Source organism: Wolbachia endosymbiont (group B) of Silvanus unidentatus, from assembly GCF_964028615.1.
Taxonomy (GTDB): Bacteria; Pseudomonadota; Alphaproteobacteria; order Rickettsiales; family Anaplasmataceae; genus Wolbachia.
Genome location: NZ_OZ034795.1, coordinates 1,301,506 through 1,322,075 on the forward strand (window position 1 = coordinate 1,301,506; position 20,570 = coordinate 1,322,075).

The 20,570-nt window shown below is 32.7% G+C and carries 20 protein-coding genes, 2 tRNA genes and 1 pseudogene; 13 read left to right on the forward strand and 10 right to left on the reverse strand.

All coding sequences use genetic code 11. The features are described from left to right. Window positions 1–3: 3 nt before the first annotated feature. Window positions 4–1,611, reverse strand: a complete 1,608-nt coding sequence (locus ABWU65_RS06215; RefSeq protein WP_007302592.1) for a CTP synthase — start codon at window positions 1,609–1,611, stop codon at window positions 4–6. Beyond that, window positions 1,611–1,931, reverse strand: a complete 321-nt coding sequence (gene secG / locus ABWU65_RS06220) for a preprotein translocase subunit SecG (RefSeq protein ID WP_007302593.1) — start codon at window positions 1,929–1,931, stop codon at window positions 1,611–1,613. The genes ABWU65_RS06215 and secG overlap by 1 nt, the downstream gene beginning before the upstream one ends. Window positions 1,932–2,047: 116 nt before the next feature. Between secG and ABWU65_RS06225 the strand changes: the two genes are divergently transcribed. Further along, entirely contained in the window at window positions 2,048–2,572 is a 525-nt protein-coding gene (locus ABWU65_RS06225) for a gamma carbonic anhydrase family protein (protein ID WP_007302594.1), read from the forward strand. Here the strand turns inward: ABWU65_RS06225 and ABWU65_RS06230 are convergent. After that, on the reverse strand, window positions 2,562–3,596 hold the full coding sequence (locus ABWU65_RS06230; RefSeq protein WP_007302595.1) for a hypothetical protein: 1,035 nt from the start codon (window positions 3,594–3,596) through the stop codon (window positions 2,562–2,564). The two genes, ABWU65_RS06225 and ABWU65_RS06230, sit on opposite strands and share 11 nt — an antisense overlap. Before the next feature lie 227 nt (window positions 3,597–3,823). Further along, complete coding sequence (locus tag ABWU65_RS06235) at window positions 3,824–4,573, reverse strand: hypothetical protein (protein WP_007302596.1); 750 nt, start codon at window positions 4,571–4,573, stop codon at window positions 3,824–3,826. A 213-nt stretch (window positions 4,574–4,786) separates the two neighbouring features. Here ABWU65_RS06235 and ABWU65_RS08160 point away from each other — a divergent pair. After that, a pseudogene (locus ABWU65_RS08160) lies at window positions 4,787–4,900 on the forward strand (IS481 family transposase); the annotation flags it as partial. Window positions 4,901–5,198: 298 nt separating this feature from the next. On the opposite strand, the gene glmS reads toward ABWU65_RS08160, so the two are convergent. From glmS to ABWU65_RS06250, 3 genes are all read right to left on the reverse strand, one after another. After that, window positions 5,199–7,010, reverse strand: coding sequence for a glutamine--fructose-6-phosphate transaminase (isomerizing) (glmS, locus tag ABWU65_RS06240; protein WP_007302597.1), 1,812 nt, complete (start codon window positions 7,008–7,010; stop codon window positions 5,199–5,201). An 8-nt stretch (window positions 7,011–7,018) separates the two neighbouring features. Beyond that, the gene (gene yajC, locus ABWU65_RS06245) at window positions 7,019–7,432 is read right to left on the reverse strand and encodes a preprotein translocase subunit YajC (RefSeq protein WP_006012489.1); all 414 of its coding nucleotides are present in this window, start codon (window positions 7,430–7,432) and stop codon (window positions 7,019–7,021) included. Between the two features lie 130 nt (window positions 7,433–7,562). Then, window positions 7,563–7,639 (reverse strand) — tRNA-Asp (locus ABWU65_RS06250). A gap of 181 nt (window positions 7,640–7,820) precedes the next feature. Here ABWU65_RS06250 and rpsB point away from each other — a divergent pair. The 5 genes from rpsB to ABWU65_RS06275 all read left to right on the forward strand — a co-directional run bounded on the left by rpsB (window position 7,821) and on the right by ABWU65_RS06275 (window position 11,980). Then, complete coding sequence (gene rpsB, locus ABWU65_RS06255) at window positions 7,821–8,636, forward strand: 30S ribosomal protein S2 (protein WP_012482019.1); 816 nt, start codon at window positions 7,821–7,823, stop codon at window positions 8,634–8,636. Then, entirely contained in the window at window positions 8,633–9,478 is an 846-nt protein-coding gene (gene tsf / locus ABWU65_RS06260; RefSeq protein WP_353280467.1) for a translation elongation factor Ts, read from the forward strand. The genes rpsB and tsf overlap by 4 nt, the downstream gene beginning before the upstream one ends. Continuing rightward, window positions 9,462–10,205 carry a UMP kinase gene (gene pyrH, locus ABWU65_RS06265; protein ID WP_010407219.1) on the forward strand — a complete coding sequence of 248 codons (744 nt, stop codon included), beginning with the start codon at window positions 9,462–9,464 and terminating at the stop codon, window positions 10,203–10,205. Before tsf ends, pyrH begins: the two co-directional genes overlap by 17 nt. Before the next feature lie 7 nt (window positions 10,206–10,212). Beyond that, the gene (frr, locus tag ABWU65_RS06270; protein WP_007302601.1) at window positions 10,213–10,770 is read left to right on the forward strand and encodes a ribosome recycling factor; all 558 of its coding nucleotides are present in this window, start codon (window positions 10,213–10,215) and stop codon (window positions 10,768–10,770) included. 193 nt (window positions 10,771–10,963) lie between these two features. Beyond that, complete coding sequence (locus ABWU65_RS06275) at window positions 10,964–11,980, forward strand: substrate-binding domain-containing protein (RefSeq protein WP_012482020.1); 1,017 nt, start codon at window positions 10,964–10,966, stop codon at window positions 11,978–11,980. A 102-nt stretch (window positions 11,981–12,082) separates the two neighbouring features. Here the strand turns inward: ABWU65_RS06275 and ABWU65_RS06280 are convergent, their stop codons facing one another. Beyond that, window positions 12,083–13,051, reverse strand: a complete 969-nt coding sequence (locus ABWU65_RS06280; RefSeq protein WP_353280468.1) for a hypothetical protein — start codon at window positions 13,049–13,051, stop codon at window positions 12,083–12,085. Window positions 13,052–13,175: 124 nt separating this feature from the next. On the opposite strand from ABWU65_RS06280, the gene ABWU65_RS06285 reads away from it, so the two are divergent. Continuing rightward, entirely contained in the window at window positions 13,176–14,633 is a 1,458-nt protein-coding gene (locus ABWU65_RS06285) for a TrkH family potassium uptake protein (RefSeq protein WP_353280470.1), read from the forward strand. 71 nt (window positions 14,634–14,704) lie between these two features. After that, window positions 14,705–15,262, forward strand: coding sequence for a dCTP deaminase (gene dcd / locus ABWU65_RS06290; RefSeq protein ID WP_007302605.1), 558 nt, complete (start codon window positions 14,705–14,707; stop codon window positions 15,260–15,262). Here the strand turns inward: dcd and ABWU65_RS06295 are convergent, their stop codons facing one another. Next, complete coding sequence (locus tag ABWU65_RS06295; RefSeq protein WP_353280472.1) at window positions 15,263–16,288, reverse strand: hypothetical protein; 1,026 nt, start codon at window positions 16,286–16,288, stop codon at window positions 15,263–15,265. 126 nt (window positions 16,289–16,414) lie between these two features. Beyond that, window positions 16,415–17,650 carry a metallophosphoesterase family protein gene (locus ABWU65_RS06300; RefSeq protein ID WP_353280473.1) on the reverse strand — a complete coding sequence of 412 codons (1,236 nt, stop codon included), beginning with the start codon at window positions 17,648–17,650 and terminating at the stop codon, window positions 16,415–16,417. Window positions 17,651–17,840: 190 nt separating this feature from the next. Between ABWU65_RS06300 and ABWU65_RS06305 the strand changes: the two genes are divergently transcribed. The 4 genes from ABWU65_RS06305 to virB9 all read left to right on the forward strand — a co-directional run bounded on the left by ABWU65_RS06305 (window position 17,841) and on the right by virB9 (window position 20,565). Beyond that, window positions 17,841–17,928, forward strand: a tRNA-Leu gene (locus ABWU65_RS06305). 20 nt (window positions 17,929–17,948) lie between these two features. Continuing rightward, window positions 17,949–19,034, forward strand: a complete 1,086-nt coding sequence (locus ABWU65_RS06310; protein ID WP_213863944.1) for a GTP cyclohydrolase II — start codon at window positions 17,949–17,951, stop codon at window positions 19,032–19,034. Between the two features lie 72 nt (window positions 19,035–19,106). After that, window positions 19,107–19,787 (forward strand): virB8 family protein, encoded by a 681-nt coding sequence (locus ABWU65_RS06315; RefSeq protein ID WP_353280475.1) that lies wholly within the window; start codon window positions 19,107–19,109, stop codon window positions 19,785–19,787. Further along, window positions 19,774–20,565, forward strand: coding sequence for a P-type conjugative transfer protein VirB9 (virB9, locus tag ABWU65_RS06320; RefSeq protein WP_254230093.1), 792 nt, complete (start codon window positions 19,774–19,776; stop codon window positions 20,563–20,565). Before ABWU65_RS06315 ends, virB9 begins: the two co-directional genes overlap by 14 nt. The last annotated feature ends 5 nt before the right edge of the window (window positions 20,566–20,570 follow it).

Sequence of the window (20,570 nt, forward strand, 5' to 3'; positions counted from 1 at the left end):
CTATTAAACTCTATTGTCAATAGTTGCCTTAATAAATGATGTAAAGAGAGGATGAGGAGAAAATGGTCTTGATTGAAATTCTGGATGAAATTGCACACCAATAAACCATGAGTGATTTTTTAGCTCCACTGCCTCTATGCATGTTTTATCTTCTGATATACCACTGCATATCATTCCATTCTCTTCTAAGTTATTTTTATAATCTAAATTAACTATATATCTGTGTCTGTGTCTTTCTGAAATAGTGACACTACTATACACATTTGCCATTTTTGAATTTGGATTTACATTACACTTGTATGTTCCAAGTCTCATGGTTCCACCAAGATCAACGTTCTTACCATCAGCGAGCTTGATGATTGGGTGTTTGCAAGTATAAAATTCTTCAGAGTGTACATCTTCAAGCTTAATAACGTTACGAGCAAATTCAATCACTGCAAGCTGCATACCAAGACATATTCCTAAAAAAGGAATGTTATTTACACGGGCATAGTTTATTGCTAATATTTTACCTTCTATTCCATTATCACCAAATCCTCCTGGAACAAGGACTGAATTAGAGCTTTGTAATTTTTCTCTGATAAACTTTGCATCTATAGATTTTCCATTCTCTTCTCTTGAGTTGACCCAATTTATCTTCACTCTAGCTTTATTACTAATTGCACCATGGTTTAATGCTTCAATCAGTGATTTATATGCGTCAGGAAATTCAGTATATTTTCCTACTATGGAAACGATAACTTCTTGTGTTGGATGTTTCATAGAGTGTACTATTTGGTCCCATTCAGGTAAGCTTGGTTTTGGCTTACTTAAGTGAAAGTGATCCAAAATTTGTGCCCCGAGCCCACATTGATTATACAAGGACGGTAACTCGTATATATGGTTTACATCAGGAGCAGGTATTACGTTAGATAAAGAAACATTGCAAAGATTGGCTATCTTTTCTTTTTGATTATCGGAAATTTCTTTTTCACTGCGACATAATATAATATCTGGTTGTAACCCCGCAGAGTTTAACTCTCGAACTGAATGCTGTGTCGGTTTTGTCTTTAATTCTTGTGCTGCAGTGAGATATGGTATTAAAGTTAAGTGAATAAGGATAACTTTTTGCTTTCCTAGTTTATAATTAACTTGGCGTATAGCTTCCAAAAACGGTTGGCTTTCAATATCACCTACGGTTCCGCCTATTTCGCATATTACAAAATCTAAATCTTCTGTACCATTAAAAATGAAAGATTTGATTAAATCTGTCACATGAGGAATGATTTGCACAGTTTTGCCTAGATAATCACCACACCTTTCCTTCTTTAATAATTTATTATATACTTTACCAGTTGTTATATTGTCGTCCTTGGTTGCTTTAATTTTAGTAAAACGCTCGTAATGTCCAAGGTCTAAATCAGTTTCAGCACCATCCTCAGTAACAAATACTTCCCCGTGCTGAGCTGGGCTCATTGTTCCAGGATCAATGTTGAGATATGGGTCAAGCTTTCTGATGCGAACATTGAATCCATGAGCTTGAAGAAGTGCTCCCACACTTGAAGCAACTAAACCCTTACCAAGTGATGAAACAACTCCACCTGTAACAAAGATAAACTTGGTTTCTTTCATTAATTTTCAAATGGAACAGAAGTTGATTGGCCTTCTTGCTTCTTTTCTGATATAATCTTCTCTGCAATTGATTTTTTATGTACATCTTTTGAACATAATCCTGATAGTAACAGTGTATTTATAATGAACAGCCCAGCAACTATAGAAGTTATTCTACTGAGTGGATTTTCAGAAGACTTTACCGGAATTATTGAATTCATTCCCTGTTGTGAATTACTAAAGCCACTTAATGAACTACTTCCAGGTGGCTGCAGGAGCACTAAAATTACCAATACAACAACTAATATTATTTGAAGTACACTAAGTACTGTTACTGACATTATGAATAGAGCTAAAAATAAAGATTTTAGGAGCATAAGGATCATAAGTCAAGAATATCTTTACCCGAGTAACTTGACTACTGGAACCCAAGTATGTATTAAACCTTATTTAAATTATGAGCTATCAAATTTTAAAATACAAAGATTATGAACCAAAAATGGATGAAAGTTCTTTTATCGCAGATGGTGTGCGTATCATAGGTAACGTTGAAATAGGAAGGAATGCGAGTATCTGGTTTAATTGTGTGATCAGAGGAGATGTTGGATCAATCAAAATAGGCGATGGAACGAATATTCAAGATGGCACTGTAATTCATGTAGATAGAAACCCAGGTGGTGATACGATTATTGGTAGTATGGTGACGGTAGGACATTTTTGCGTATTACACGCATGCACGGTGCATGATAAAGCATTTATTGGTATGGGCTCTATCATAATGGATCATGCGATTGTGGAGTCTGGAGCTATGGTAGCTGCTGGCTCACTGGTGACACATGGAAAAGTGATAAAAAGTGGTGAAGTATGGGCTGGCAGGCCAGCACAATTCTTCAAAAAAATGTCAGATGAGGAAATAAAACATATTACACAATCTGCACAAAATTATATCATGCTGATGAAAGAATATAAGGCTATATGCTAGGTTGAGAAATCTTCAGCTCTGATGCACATTCTACGTTAACTACTTCAAAAGCTTCTTCAACTATAGAATGCTTATCAATATAAGCTTCTTCAACTCTAGGAATATGCTGATTAATAAAACTACCTCTGACTAGAATATCCTTTATTGGCCAGTTTGTTTCTGTTGGAGTACCTGATAATTTAGCTGCAAATTTTATCGGTGCTGACGTTAGAAAAAGAGATATAGTATTATTTGAATTAAGATAGAAGTTTACATGATCTTTACAATCTTTTAGATTTATATCTCCCGGAAAATCTGGTATTTGAGATTGTATATTTGCTTTTATGAAGTTCATCCGACCGAATTTTTCAGTAAGTATCCCTACCTCTTTTGGAACTTCTAATGGGATGATAATATCATTGCTAATTCCATTTTCTTCTTGAGAAAAAAGTTCAGTGTATGCTCCTTTTTTACTGTGTTTCTCAAAATACTTAGGAAAATAAATATTGAGATATTCAGAGTGTAATTCTATTCGACTTTTCTGATCATTTTCTAAGATAAACGTATATTTATCACCATTTTGCTTAAGTTCGCATAACTTAAATTTACTAAGGTCAGAGTCTGGAAATGGCTTTTCAATTTCAAAAGCAAGTGTAAGAGTGTGCGTTGTGTGATCAAATTCATTTTTTTCTTGTAGACCATCTTGTAGACTATAGTACTTATTTTTTTCATACTCTTTTCCTTCTATGTTAGCACTCACTTCCTCTTCATCCAAATTTTCAATAGCATCAAAAAATTCTTCTTCATCCAGATCTCTTTCTTTTTCACCTGGCTCTTGTTCTTTCAGAGAATCATACCATACATCCTCTTCATTAACTTTCTCCTCTATTGTATTTTCTACACTTATTTTTCTTGTATGATCATTTCCATTGCTAGCAGTTGTTTGATGATGTGTATCGTTAGTTTGAAAAAAGCTCTTTACTTTTGATATTAAGCTAATCCATGAAAGTCTGACTTGATTAAGTAGCCATTTAAAACTCTTCATTGTTTTACCCCAACCTAATTACTAAAAATTGTAACAGAATAAATTAAATATGTCAATAAGATACACAAATTGTACTAACTGGGAATTAGTGGCAGCACTTAACATCTGTGTAAATTTTGACATAGGCGTTTTCTGCATTTTAACCAAATCAGTAAGGAGAACACCATTGATATTCTCCTTTTAGAAGCAACTTGAATAAAACTGATAAAGTTTGAATTAAAGTGTGATTAGGAAAGTGAGTGATGAGAACTCTTTATTTGGACTTCTTTTGATTCATCTATTTTAGTATTAGGTCTTAGTGCTTCATATGTAGCACCACCAGCTACGAGTGCAGATGCTGTAGCTATGCCAATTATTGCTAATATACTTAGTCTAGTTGTATGTTCAAGTATAGTACTTGCTACCAGCCCAACAGCAAGACCAACACCAATAACAGCAGTGTACAACATTCTAGGATTATTTGAATTAGGCATATAGCTCACTAACTCTCTGCAACACTTTTCTGATTCTTTCTTTATATCCTCGAGCTTATTTAGATCTTCTTCTTCTATTTTAGCATTTAATTCTAGTTTCTTACATAATTCTTGCATTTCTTTTACTTGTTTTTCTAATTTTTTTAAAAAATTTATTATTTTTGTTCCTTGTAATTTTATTATTGTTTCCTTAAGTAGTAACGTTGATATTGGCATTGCTATTTCTTCTATCTCTTTTTCTGTTTTCCTTTCCAATTCCACTACTTTTTCTATTCCTTCGTCTGATATTTCAGTGTCTTTTTTTAGTTCTATTTCAAATTTTCTTTTTTTCAACTCTGATTTTGCTTCTTCTAATGATTCTAATGCATTCCATAGCTTTTCACCAGAATTCTGACTCCGTTTTGGTGACATAGACTGACTGCCTTTGAACTTTTTTGGTGATATGGGCTGATTTTTACCATCTTTAAGCTTTTTTGAGTTTTCACCAGCACTTACTTTAGCCATAATAAACCTCGCATATTAAATAATGCTATTACATAATATCTTTAAAGCTCAAGGTCAAATAGTATCTTTACATAATATAAATCATAAACAGAAAATTTTAGTGTAAATTGCCATATTTACTTTGTGCTACGGTTTGAGATAGAATAACAACTTGCTTCAAATATGGAAAGGCAGTACAACTCTATAATCAAGTTACTGAACTCTCATTTACTCCTCTTTTTTTGTAAAACAATCTACAATTCATTAGAAGATCTTCAGATAGACGTTGATCATTGGTTGTGTTTTTACAATGAGACAAGACCTCATTCTAGTAAATATTGTTATGGCGATGTAGACTTTCCTGAATAGAAAACATATTAGAAAAATATTAGTAGCATTACATAAGAGACTGATATTAGTTTTCAATTTTTCTGTTAGTTAATTCTTGCTTGCTAGGTTAAGTTGTGTCTGGTAACCATAATGGCAAATCTTGTTAATTTGAGGCGTGGATTTTAGCCTCTCTCATCCTTACATTAGTTACATATTCTTTCGCAGAGGGCTAATAATAGCAATGAATTTATTAGTAAAATTCAGTAATTTATAACTGACAATTAGAGCTGTTAATTAGCAACTCACTTTAAATAAGTTACTCAACTGTGACAGATTTAGCTAAATTTCTCGGACAATCTACATCTAGCCCTTTTTTTTCTGCAATAGAATAAGCAAGAAATTGCATAGCAACACTGTAGATAATTGGAGAAACAAAATTGTCAACTTCTGGAAGTTGCACCACATCTATGCAAATTCCCTTTAAGAGCGGTGCTCCTTGCTTATCACTAAAGGCAATTACTTTACCTTTTCTTGCAATAATCTCTTGTATATTGGATAGCGTTTTAAAGAATAAATTATCGTAAGGAATAATTGCGATAACAAGTACAGTAGAGTCTATCAAGGCGATAGAACCGTGCTTCATTTCTCCCGCTGCAATACCAATTGTGTTGATATATGAAAGCTCTTTTATCTTCAATGCACCTTCCATTGCAACTCCATATGAGCTTCCTCTCCCAATTATAATTATATTATTGTGCTCTAATATACTGCCTGATATATGTTGTATTTCCATCACATTCAAAACATGCTCTACATGTTCGGGAATGGAATTAATAGCACCGCTTAGTTCCTTTATCCTCTCTCTACCCAGTATACCTTTTATTTTTCCAAGCTCTACAGCAAAGCATGCTAAAATTGCAAGCTGCGTAGAAAAGGTTTTTGTCGAAGCAACACCAATCTCAGGTCCAGCAAGAGTATGCAATACAATATCTGAGGCTTTTTCTATGCTGCTATTAAATGTATTAATTATGCTAATGATCATTTGTTTCTGCAATCTCGCATAACGTAGTGCTTCCATAGTATCTGCAGTTTCACCAGATTGAGAAATGAATAAGCCAATACTACCTTCTTCGAGCTTGACGCTGCTATACCTAAATTCTGACGAGATTTCTAGATATACCCGAATTTGAGCAATACTTTCCAGCCAACACTTTGCTATTAGTCCAGCAAAATAGGATGAACCGCATCCAACTATAGTAATGTAACCTAGTTCAGAAAATAATTCTTTGTTGATTTCTTTATATTGTTTATAAAATTGATTTATTGTTTTGTTTAATGCATACGGTTGCTCAAAAATTTCTTTTAGCATAAAGCTAGGGTAACCATTTTTACTAATTAGAAAATTTCTTGGACTGCTATTTTCTGTTCTGCGTTTAACTTGTATACCATTATTATATATACTGAATTCGTTAGATTTTATTACTGCAATATCATTATCTTCTAAATGCAATATTTTTTCTACAAATGAATTCAAAGTATTAGTATCAGAAGCAGCAAACACTTTATTACAGTTATATCCTATTGCTAAAGGCAAATTTCTTTTTGCAACAAATAAAGTATCTGGATATTCTGCAAATAATAAAGCCAAAGCAAGTGAACCTTGTAAATTGTTTAGACACTGTAATATAGAATCAATTGGTGATAACCCTTCATCAAGATATGAAGTTAATATGTTTGGTATCACTTCTGTATCAGTATCGGTGTGGAAAGATACTCCCTTTTCCTCCAGATCCTTTTTTAATATATTGTAATTTTCAATTATGCCATTATGAGCAACAACAACATTATTTATATAAATGGGATGAGCATTTTTAAGATTTGGAGCTCCATGTGTAGCCCAACGAGTATGTGCTATACCAACTTTGCTACTAGATATCTTGCTCTCATGAACAACTTCACACAATCTTTCAACTTTACCTTCTGATTTTTTTACTTCTATCTTACCTCTATTATTTATAATTGCTATACCTGAAGAGTCATAACCTCTGTATTCCAATTTTTGCAACGCGGTTAGTAAAGTTGGTATTACTGAATCACCGCTACTTACTATACCTAATATTCCACACACTTCTTAAATTATGAAGCATTTTTGTCTTTTTTACTTTCCTCTAGTTTATTTTTCTTGCCATTCTTTTCAACTTTGCTTTTTTCAATAGATTTAGCTACTGGCTTTTGAATTTCTTTATTTAAGATTTCAGATATAGCAGACTTTAGGATTTTTATTTCAATTTTTGGTGCTATTTCTAGTATTAGTTGTGCATTTACTTCGTCAACTTTGTTTACTTCACCTATTATTCCACTAGAAGTAATAACCGTATCACCACGTTTTATTTGATCTATCATCCTTCTATGTTCTTTTAGTTTTTTGTGATTGGGACGAATAATGAGAAAATAAAATACTACAAATATTAAAATGAGTGGAATAAAGCTAGCAACAGATGCTGATACATTGTTAGTCGCATCTGCCGCAAAAACCTCAGAAATGAACATATTTAATCCCAATTATTAACGATAAAGTTAAATAGATTAAGCAGCAATTACAATATCATGTCAAGTCTCTGAAAGAAATTAATTCAAATTAATAAAAAACTTAAGGAATTTTAAGGTGTTTCTGCTGTAATGGCGGGAGTGATGAGACTTGAACTCACGACCTCATGCGTGACAGGCATGCGCTCTAACCAACTGAGCTACACCCCCCATTGCTTTTTAACGTTTGCAATCTTAAAGCTAATCAACGTGTTGCTACTTGTCAATATTTTTTGTTTGCGCTTTTTTGTCTTTTTTATTACTATGTAAATAACTTAATTTCACACATGGCTTATGCAAGTAGTCCCGTTAGGGTTATGCCATGGAGGATAAACTATTTGGAGGAGTAAATATGACAAATTTGCCTAAAGTCACTATACGTGATTTAGCTGAATCTGGTGTGCATTTTGGCCATAAAGTTAGTCGCTGGAATGCGAAAATGGCCCCATATATATATGGTGTACATCAACAGAATCGTATACACATAATAGACTTACGAAAAACATTACCATTGTTAGAGGCGGCAATGAAAGCTTTATACGATGTTGCATCTCAAGATGGTCGCATTTTATTTGTTGGTACGAAATTTCAAGCTTTAGATATTGTTGCAAGTGAAGCGGTTCGTTGTGGTCAATATTATGTAAATGATCGATGGCTTGGTGGTATGCTTACTAATTGGAACACTGTTTCTTCTTCGATAAAAACTTTGATACAATATGAGAAAATATTAAATGATGAAGATAGTATCTTAACAAAAAAAGAATTAGGAAATATTGAAAAGAAAAGAAAAAAGCTTGATAAAGAATTGGGTGGCATTAGAGAAATGGGAGCAGTTCCTGATATTTTATTCATTATTGATACTAACAAAGAGCATATAGCGGTTAAAGAGGCTAAAAAACTGGGTATTCCTGTAGTTGGAGTACTTGATACCAATTCTGACCCAGATGATATTGCCTATCCTATATCAGGAAATGATGATTCAAGAAAATCAATAGAGCTCTACTGTAAATTAGCTGCTGATTCTATATTAGCTGGAATAGAGTCTAGTTTGACAAGGTCTAGAGTTAAGGATGATGAGCTTATTCAAGAAAAAGAAGGGGGTATTGTGCAAACTAAAAAGAAGCGTATGAAGGATGAAACAGAAAGGGAGGTAATAGTAAGTAAATGAAGATGGATTCAAGTAGTATAAGGGAATTACGCGATAGAACAGGGCTTGGCTTAAGCGATTGTAAGAAAGCGTTAGAAGAGTGTGATGGTGATATTAAGAAAGCCGTTGATAGGTTACGTACAATAGGATTTGCTAAAGCTGACAAAAAGTCTGATAGAGTAGCTTCAGATGGGCTTATTGCTATGTGCTTGGCTAAAAATTATGGTGTATTGGTTAAAGTCAATTGTGAAACTGATTTTGTTGCTAGAAATGAGAAGTTCATAGCATTAGTTTCAAATTTAGCATCAATTGCTTGTCAAGAACGTTGTACTAGTCTTGATGAGTTAAAAAATGCCAAATATGAAGATGTTGGTACAGTACAGGAAGCTATTATGAGTGGTACATCGGTTCTTGGTGAGAAGTTAGAGTTAAGCAATCTTTGCTACCTAGAGACTAAGGATGGGATTATTGCTGGCTATGTACATGGTGATATGCATGGCTTAGGTAAGATTGGTGCTTTAGTAGCATTGCAATCATCTGGTGATAAACAAGAGATTGGAAAGCAAATAGCTATGCATGTAGTTGCTATGAAACCTGAAGCTTTATCTATAGATGATTTAGATCAAGAAAAATTAAACAATGAGCGTTCTATAATTGAGGAGCAAGTAAAGAGCTTAAATAAACCTGAAGAGGTAGCGAAAAAAATAGTAGAGGGACGAATGGCTAAATACTATGAAGAAGTTGTTCTACTAGAGCAGAAGTTTATAAAAGATGATAAAATGAAGATTGCTGATTTTATAGAATCAAGTGCTGTTAAATTAGCTAATTATAAGTTACTTACTTTGGATGGTGCAAATAAGTAACAAAACTTCAGAAGTAAAGTACCCCAGAGTGTTATTCAAAATCTCTGGGGAGGCTTTGATGGGATCAAAGCTATTTGGCCATGATATGGAAGTTATAGATAAACTATCCAAAGACATAGTTGAAGTTTGTAATCTCGGAGTTCAAGTTTGTATTGTTGTTGGTGGTGGGAATATTTTTCGTGGTGCATCAGCATCTTTAAGTGGCTGTGAAAGAGCAAGCAGTGATTATATTGGAATGCTTGGTACTGTCATTAATGCTTTAATTTTGCAAAATTTTTTAGAAAAAAGCTCTATAGTCTCTAGGGTGTTGTCTGCTATACCTATGACTACTATATGTGAACCTTATATAAGAAGGAAGGCTATTCATCATTTAGAGAAAGGTAGAGTAGTCATTTTTGCAGCAGGCACAGGTAACCCATTTTTTACTACGGATACAGCTGCAGCTTTACGTGCTGTTGAAATGAATTGTGATGTTATTTTAAAAGGTACTCAAGTAAGTGGTGTATATTCTGCCGATCCAAAAAAAAATGAGAATGCTGTGATGTATGATAGGCTTTCTTATACAGATCTGCTAACTCGTGATTTAAAAGTTATGGATGCATCAGCAATTTCACTTGCTCGTGAGAATTCTATCCCAATTGTAGTTTTTTCTTTAAAAAGAGAAAAAATGGTTGATATTATTAAGGGTCAAGGCACTTATACTATAGTTTCAGATTGTAAACATTAGGTAATTTATGTTAAACGAAATAAAAGCTAAAACAAAAGAAAGAATGCTAAAAACTATTCAGTCTTTTCACGATGATATGAAAGGTGTACGTACTGGTAGAGCTAACGCATCATTACTTGATGGTATAGTTGTAAATATCTATGGTGGACATCAAAAACTGAACCAAGTTGCAGGAGTTTCAGCTATAGATAACAAAACTCTATCAGTTAAAGTTTGGGATGCTACTGCTATCGGTGAAGTAAAAAATGCGATAATCAATGCTAACCTGAATTTAAATCCTGTTGTTGAAGGAAATACTATACGTATAGTTCTTCCAGACTTAACACAAGAAACTCGTGAAAAATTAGTGAAACTATTGCATCAATTTTCTGAAAATGCACGAGTTGCAATTAGAAATATACGCAGAGATGTTATGGAAGAAATAGAGGAAATGAAGAAAAATAAGGAAATCTCAGAAGATGATTTTCATGTTGCCAAAAAGGAAATACAAAACATTACTGATGATAATGTAAAAAAAGTCGATGATGACTTATCTATTAAAGAAAAGGATATATTGCATCATTAAGTTAATATGAAAGAATTTTTCAGTATTGAAAAACATAAGAGGATTCGATATAGATACAGTTGTATGAATGCTGTGATTCAGATCTCATCATTACGCACACATTTGATCGTTATACCTTTTGAAATCTAGAAAAAAAGCTTTTCAGTTTGATTTTTTATTACGATAATTAAGTTTACACTCTTGAGCGAAAACGATGCTGAAACGCCTTTTCCTTATTTTTGCATTTGTATTACTCATCCCACTGTCAAATGTTGATGCCAGAAGATATATCAGAATTGTTGGATCTTCAACTGTTTTTCCTTTTATCTCATTTATATCTGAAGAATTCAGCCGTATATTTTCCTTTAAAACTCCAGTTGTAGAATCGATAGGAAGTGGATCAGGGTTCAAAATGTTTTGTTCAGGAATAGGGGAAGGCACACCAGATATCACTACTTCATCTCGCCCTATGAAGGAAGTAGAGAGAGAATTATGTAAAAGAAATAAAGTGAATGAAGTAATAGAGATAATAATTGGCTATGATGGAATTGTTATTGCAAATTCAAATCAAAGCCATAGATTTGATTTTACAAAAAATGACCTGTTTGAAACTTTATCTTCATATTCTGAAGACAATGATAGATTAGTAAAGAATAACAAGAAATTTTGGTCTGATGTAAATCAAGCTCTACCAAAAACAGAAATTAAAATCTATGGCCCACATCAAAATACAGGTACACATGAAACTTTGATTAATTTTATTATGCTTGATCAATATTCATGTATGAACTCAAGGATTTTCAAAGAGAATTATCAAGACCAAGAAAAAAGAAAGAAAGCATGTAGTAATATCAGAGATGATGGAAGATATATAGAAGTTGGAATTAATGAAAACATAATAATACAAAAATTGAAGAGCAATAAAAATGCTTTAGGAATATTTAGCTTCAGCTTTTTAGCGAAAAACCAAGATGAGATTCAAGGAAGCACAATCGCAGGAATTGAGCCAACTTATAAAAATATATCATCGGGGGAGTATATGTTAGCAAGGCCTTTATATCTTTATATAAAGAAAGAACACTTAGATACTGTTGATGGATTAAGGGAATTCATTAGAGAAGTTGTAGACTCTATTAGTACTGAAGGTGGATATTTATCTAGGCTTGGCTTAATTCCACTTTCAAGCGAAAATATAAAAAAAGTCTTGGAAAAGGTTCGTGATATAATATGATGACTTTGATATTTTTTTATTCTGGATACTAGGTTAAAAATAGAACGTTTAAATTTCTTGTTTTTATTGTTATCATACTTAGATTTCCTAAGAACTTATTTACTACAAAATACAACAAGTTCTATTTATTTGAGAAAGTTGTGCGTCTTGTAGAACAGATTTTGTTGTAGGTTTCTCTGTAGCTATTTCAAGGTTTTCTTCTATGGTTTTTTGTTCTCTGTAATCTTTAACTTCTTGAATGAAATCTTCAAGCCACTTCTCACTACCTATCTTGGCATGTCGTTGTTGCTCACCTTTAAGAAGTTTTATTACAGCTGCATCTTGATTTTCAGGCACTCTTTGATATTTAAGCCACAAGTCACGAATATCAGGAGGAGCTTTTTTCAAATGAGCTTCAAAGGTTGCTTTTGTGTCTTTTGTACTTTCTTCTTGTTGATCTTGATGGAATTTAAACCAGAAATTGCGAATATCAGGAGAAGCTTTATCCCAAAGAAGTTTAGTAATTTCTTTTATATTTCTCAGATCTTCTTGTTTCAATCTTTTACCATCACCTATATATCGTTTATTAAGACCAACTTGCAGAGGATAAAGTAAAAGGGTAGTTTTGCTCTGTGAATGTATAGGTCTATTTAAAATCATTGCTAGATTTGTATCACAATCTTCTAATACTGCTTTAACTTTTTTAACATCTAAATAATCTATTGCTTGACGTAATTTGTGGTGAAGATCACTTGTTCTCTTTAAGTTTTTCACTTTTTGCATATGCGAATCATCATTTCCTTTCGCTTCTTGCATAGCTATATCACACGAAATACTCTCAATTTTTTGCTCCATTTTCTGTATACATTGATTAATTTCCTTTTGATTTTTTTTGAATATAATCAACTGTGAAGTGGTACAAGGGTTAGGTAGATCGTCTTTAAACTCTTTTTGTATATTACTAGGTAATTCGCTTTTCAAAACTTCTTGTATATTGCTATCGTAATTATTTTTTATATTCTCAAAGTTGCCTTGTATAGCTTCACTAATTAATGAATCTCGAATGTTTTTTTGTCTGTCAGTTAATAACATACCTTACCTCTATCTCTTATGGCAAATTTAGCGCTATAATTATACGTATTTATAATCAAGTCAAGAGAAAAAATTAGCAAAGCGGTTGAAGTTTTAATAACATATAGCTTTCACAGTACTGTCTATGGAAAGTCTGCAAGTTTTACGTTCAATTGCGTTTATTGTGGGAATTTTTCTATTGTTGTTTGGCGTAGCAATGCTTATTCCTGCTATTACTAATAATTATCTAGGTTACGAATGGAAAAATTTTCTGGTTGGATTTATAGTTACCTGCACATTTAGTGCGATTTTTATTTTACTGGGTAAACTAAATAGGGTACATGGAATGCCGGCAATTTTTGCGATTACCAGTTGTACCTGGATTGCATTATCTCTATTTGCAGCTATTCCATTTTATCTTGATAGTTTAAGCTACATTGATGCACTGTTTGAAGCAGTATCTGGGATTACAACCACAGGAGCAACTGTTCTAAGTTACATCGAGCAACAATCTCCGGGGATACTACTGTGGAGAGCAATGCTGCACGGTATAGGTGGTTTTGGAGTAATTACAGTAGGAATTGCAATTTTTCCCATATTTAAGGTTTTGAGCTTAAATAATTTACTCTATTCTGAGTACTCAGATGCTCTTAAAAGAAAGTTACCACATACGCGAAGCGTAGTAATACATATTGCAGAAATATATTACTGCCTAATTTTATTGTGCATATTTTCCTACTATCTAGCTGGCATGCCATTATTTGACGCAGTATGTCACGGAATGTCCGCTGTATCAACTGGTGGATTTGCTAACTATAACGATTCTATAGGCTACTACAATAACCCTATATTGGAGGTCATAACAATTATCTTTATGATTTTAGGCTCTTTACCTTTTCTGAGCTATTTAAAAATTATAATACGATTAGACGTTTGTTATGATGAACAGGTCTCTTACTTTATTAAGATAGTTGTTATCTCATCTTTGCTTGCTTGTTTTTGGTTATATAAAAATTTTGACTTAGGAGTATTTTTATCATTTAGGTACAGCACATTCACCATTACCTCCTTTATCACATCAACTGGCTATGTAATGTGCAACTACTTGAATTGGAGCTTTATTTCAGTCTTAGCTTTCTTTTTAGCCTTTATTGGTGGATGTGGTGGTTCTGCTAGTGGTGGAATCAAAATCTTCCGTTTAGTCATTTTTCTAAAATCTATAAGGAATTACTTTAGCTCTTTATTAAATCCAAGTGAAAGCGATAGAGTAAAACTCAATGGTAAAATACTGGAAAATGATGAAGTCCAATCTGTCTTTACGTTTTTTGCAATTTACATGTTAACGTTCGCTATATCATCAATAGTGATGTCTTGCTTGAGCAATGCGGACTTTATAACTAGCATCAGCTCTGTTTCTGCAATGCTTACAAATTCTGGCCCAGGATTTAGTAACCTAATAGGTCCTTCAGGTAATTATTCCTCTTTTAGTGGTGGAGTAAAGCTATTTCTATCGTTTTTGATGCTGCTTGGCAGGCTTGAAATATTGCCAATTTATTTTTGTATAGGTAGTTTATACTGGAAACTTTGCCATTCCAGAGTGTAACGCTAATTCAGGTTTACATTTAAATTCTATTACATATTATTATAAGTATTACAAAACTTTAAAGGACAATTATGGCAGTTATGCCAGATAAATGGATAAGGGAAAAGGCTGAAAACTCTAGAATGATAGAACCTTTTGTGAATCATAAAAGCAGTAAGGGTGTTGTATCTTTCGGATTATCGTCTTATGGATATGATGCGAGAGTAGATAATAAGTTTAAGGTTTTTACTAATGTTAATTCAGCTATTGTAGACCCCAAGAATTTTTCTGAGAATAGTTTCATAGATAAGGAAACAGATGTATGTATAATTCCACCAAATAGTTTTGTGCTTGCCAGCACAGTGGAGTATTTTCGTATACCAAGGAATGTACTAGTAATTTGTGTTGGCAAATCAACTTATGCAAGATGTGGTATCATAGTGAACGTCACACCTTTAGAACCTGGATGGGAAGGTCACGTCACACTTGAATTCTCTAACACTACTCCACTTCCTGCAAAAATTTACGCTAATGAAGGAGCATGCCAATTTGTGTTTTTAAGCGGCGAAAGTGAGTGTGAGAAGTCATATGATGATATGAAAGGAAAATATATGAATCAACATGGTATCACTTTGCCGTTAGTTAAGTGATTACTTTATAAAGCAAGATATTGTTGGTTTATATTGAAGATTACCAAAATGCTCTTTTATTAGTTCATCACATCTTTTATCGCCTAAAACTGCACGTGCAGAGTGATTTTTAAATGATTCTATAAAGCTAATAAAGAAATTTGTAGAAGGATTACTTAAAGCTTCTGCAACTTCTTTTTTTTCTTTATCATTGGAAAGCCGATTAAATAATTCTTCACCTTTTTTTTGTAGATCATTTTCAAACTCTTGTTTTACAGTAGCCTTATCCGCTCTTTGCAAGAAGAAAAATTCTTCAAAAGTGTACAAGGAAGAGACAATACTGTTAAAGGTACCAGTAAAACATGCACTGCCAACAAGTACTCCATATTCTGTTTGCGATTCTACTAAATGTTTAACCAGTTGATATTTTCTCTGTGATATGCGGGTATTAATATCTATATTATCATCAGCACTTTTTTTATTTTCATCTTTACAAGCTTTCCAAACCAAATTTAAAACTTGCTTCAATGTTAATCCGCTTCCACTATGTGTATCAGGGTTGTTTTTTATACGCTCCAAGCACTTAAGTGCATGTTTTTTCTCATCTTCTGTGAGTTGATCTTTATCCACAGCTTTTTGTGTACCATTTGCTATACACTCTAACTGATCAATAAATCCTTTTATTTCCTCTATAAACTTATCATCAACATCAGGCTCGCCATAGTTTTCTTTTAGCTTTTGAACGTTAATATTAATTGCATCATTTACATTAGTATCATGCGTTGTTTGTGGGACACGCACTGCCTCCATAAATGCTTCAGTTCTTTGCTCTAACCATTCTGGTAATTTGCCTCCTGCAAGAAGATATAGCTTACCCAATGCTTGAGCAACTAGAATTAACGCTATGACAAAAACAATAAATGCTATGAGTAATACTACAGCTAAACCAATGACTAGCCATCTCACAGGGGCTAGTAAAATATCTCTTGCCTTTTTAAATTTCGATATTCTTTGTATGTTACCTGGTGTATTTACTGCTACTGGCATAATTAATTTTAAATACTCTTACTACCATTAATATACTATATTTCTCTTATTTTGTCAACTCACATTTCTACTTCTCTACTTTTTCTCGGTAAGGTCAGTAATCGATAACAACAAATAGTCCTAATTTTAATTTGTTTTAAGTTTAAAGTCTTTCGTTAGGTTTGCAGAATACATTTCCTTATTATCTTGGTTATAGAAAGTAAATTTGTGATCGTCTAAACCTAATATTGCAAAGCCAAAGCCGAAAAAGTTTCTAACTTCGTGTGCTAAGTAATTTCTACTATTTGGATAGTTAAATTCTACGTTTTGATAAACAGGTTCTTGATCTTGAGCGTGTAATAATGCACCGCCGTTTCCAACTATAATCTGATCTGGAACATTATCCATTAATAAAATCTGGGCTATATGAATGTGGCCAGAAACTATGGTAGTAACATTGCTTGGAAATTTATCTCCAAAAGCTTCAATTTGTGTAAGATTACCATGGCTTTTTAATGTCAAAAATTCTTTTTTTGGAGATCTCCAAAGTGGTTTATGAGTCAAAAACCACGTGGGCTTATCTTGTATCAATTTATCAAACTGCCTCTCAAAAGCATCAACTGTGCTTTGGGTTGTAAAAATTTCCTCACCGGATGAAGAGTCGAAGATAAAAAACTTCATCGGCCCAGCATCTAAGAACCAACTGGAAATAAGATCTTCACATTTTTGAGGGGAAAAGGGGTATGAATCTAAATATCTGAACCATCCTTCATAAGCTCTATTACAACTCTCATGATTTCCACGAACAAAAAGAAAAGGAGATTGTGTTAAAATATCTTTTGCAGGCTCAAACCAATCAGCGTACCAAGCTTCTTTGCTATATCCATAAATATCGCCGCACTTTTTTGTGTTTCTACATTTTGTTTGTCTATAATGATAATCACCAACATGGATAATTAAATCTGGTTTATGAAAAGCGATTGAATCTAAATTTTTTTTCAAAGGCCAGCTATCTACAGAATTACATTCTTGCTGAAATAACATATTTATTCTACATCCTGTATCGCCAATGAAGGCAATTTTGCTGATCTTTTCCGCTAATACGGGAACTTTTATATTGTCAATACTAATGTTTTGAGCATTTGTTTCTACTATCAGTTCACAAACTGTTTCGGTATTGTTAATTGAGCTGCGACTTAGCATTTCTACTGCCTTATTATCGACATAAGCAACGGGACACATGTTATTGTCTATAATCGCACGTATGCTTAATTTATTTTCTGGAATGATTTGAGACCATGTGTACAATATTTGTGCATGAGTGGTGTAAAAGCTAATTGTAAGAGATAGAATTAAAAAAATGAAGATATTAGCTATTTTCATTTGTATAAAGACCTAAATTAAGAATTAGTAGTAAGATTATCTTAAATGATTAAAGTTTGTAACCATAAAATTCATAGTTAAATTATACAGGCATTTCCTAAATTATCCTAGTATCAGATTGACACTTTAGATGAAAAACCCTAAAATGATTAAGTAATTTAAAGTAATTATATAGAAACTAGAATAAAGTGCGGTCGTGGTGGAATTGGTAGACACGCAGCGTTGAGGTCGCTGTGGCTCACAAAGCCTTGGAAGTTCAAGTCTTCTCGACCGCACCAAGTTGTTTGGTGTAGGTGAAATGTTTATAGGAAATCAAAGTAGAAATAAAGTAGAAAGGGCCATCAGTGAAGTCAGGCGTGGTCTTCCAATTTTAATATATGATGATGAAAATAACTATCTATTGCTTGCTGCTGCTGAAACTTTAGAAAAAAATTTATTTAGTCAATATAAGCTTATATCAGGTAATGTGTATGTTACTTTGACTGCAAGTAAGGTAAAATACATATGTCAGAGTAAAGAACATAGTAGCAAACGTCTGTTGATAAGCAATTTTGATGAACTGCTCCATTTAATAAACTGTTCAAAGGAAGATTGGATAAAAGAGTTGCAATGCTCAAAGACAATAGATGCGTATGCTGTTGCCTTGCTTAAGTTCTCAGAATTATTGCCATACGCGTTAGTGGCTGATATGACTTTTGAGAATAAACATGAAATGCGAAATTGGTGTGAAGAAAATGACATTATTGCACTAAATACGTTACTTGTGAATGATTTTCAACAAAATCATAGTGTGTATGAAGTGTGCAAAACATCATTATTTTTAAAGCAGACTCAAGAAGTAGATATCATATCTTATAGAACCAAAAGTGGCGGAAGAGAACATTATGCAATTATCATTGGCAATCCAGATAAAGATAATGAGCCATTAGTGAGAATTCATTCTGCATGCTATACAGGAGACTTATTAGACAGCTTATCATGTGATTGCAGAAGCCAGTTACATCAAGCGATTCAAATAATGACCGACTTTGGGAATGGCATTATATTATACTTGATGCAAGATGGGAGAGGCATTGGTTTAACTAATAAGTTAAGAGCATACAGTATGCAAAGAAAATATAATCTTGATACTGTTGATGCAAATAGAGTATTGGGTTTTGAAGATGATGAAAGGAGCTTTGCTGTTGCAGCTAAAATACTTAAGAAATTGAACATTAACAAAATACAATTACTTACAAACAATGGTAGAAAGTTATCAGAGTTGAAAAATAACGGTATAGAAGTTACAAAGTGTGTACCACTTATTATGGAACGCAATGAATATAATCATTCATATATGGAAACAAAATTTGGCAAGTTAGGCCATGGATTAAGGGTTTATTAGCTTTTTTGTTATAACTACTTTGTTAGCTTGCTATGTTAATTAATATAAGTTAAGATTTTTAAGAATATTGAGATGCTGAAATTTTTAAAACAAGAAAAAAGTAATGAGTCATTGGATAAGGATATAAATTGGAATTCAAGTCGCTATAGCACAGTTGTTGCTCAGAGAAATACTTTACTTTTATTTACATTAATATTACTAGTTGCAATTTCTATAAGCATATTAGCTATATTTAAAATTAGCACAAGTAGCACTATTGAGCCATTCGTTATAGAAATTGACAAAAAGTCAGGAATAGTGCAATTGGTTGATCCTGTTACAGTAAAACAATATTCTGCAAATGAAACGCTGAACGATTATTTTATTTCAGAGTATATAAAAGCAAGGGAGGTTTTTGACCCATATAATTATAATTATAATTATTATACAAAAGTAAGGTTGTTTTCTTCGCCTAGTGTATATAGTGAATTTAGCAATTATATAAAATCGCAGAATATGAATGACCTTTTTAATTTATATTCAGATGCTAAAGGTGAGTTGAAAATTCGTTCAATTCAAAAATTAGGTAATGATGCTCTTCAAGTGAGATTTTCTATAGAATTTACACGAAAAGATGGAAATTACTCAAGGAAAAATAAGATAGTTGTGATGTCGTATAAATATGCATCGCTTGAAATGAATGATCAGCAAAGATATATTAACCCGTTAGGGTTTCAAGTTATTTCATATAGAGTAGATGATGAATATGTGTAGGATATTGTTAGTTTTAGCTTTACTAATAAGTGGCAACTTAAATGCATCTATTAATAATAAACCTATTTCTGTAGATAGTAGAATAAAGACTTTTGTATATAGCCCTAATGAGGTGTTTACAGTAATTTTTAGTCAAGGTTACTATTCTTATATTGAGTTTGCAGAAGGGGAAAAAGTCAAAAATATTGCTGTTGGTGATGCATCAAGTTGGAAAATTAATCCTTATGATAATAAACTGCTTGTCATGCCATTTGAAGTCAGTAGTCGCACTAACATGATTATTACGACAACTAAAAAGAGAAATTACATTTTTGATCTAATTTCAAGACCAAATTACGATAAATACCCAGATGCTGATGCTAAAAAAGTGGATCATGATTATTCCGTTGAAAAGGATATATCTTACGTAATACGTTTTTATTATCCTCAAGAAGAAGATGAATTTGATGTTGATTTAGATGAGGTTTCTTTACCTACTCAAATGCAATACATTACAGAAAAGCCAGAAAAAATAATACAAGAAAATAATACGAGGTACAACTATACATATATTGATGAAGGTGGTAACGTAGATATAGTTCCAATTGAGTTATTCGATGATGGTTATTTAACCTATTTAAAGTTTAGAAATAGTAATAAAATTCCTCAGATTTTTATAGAAGGCGAATCCTGTAAAAGGCTGTTATTTGATGATTATGTTGTAATAAAAGGAGTACATAAAAAGCTATTAATGCGTTATGAAGGTAGTGAAGTTGAAGTTATAAATAGGTCACTTTAGTTGTG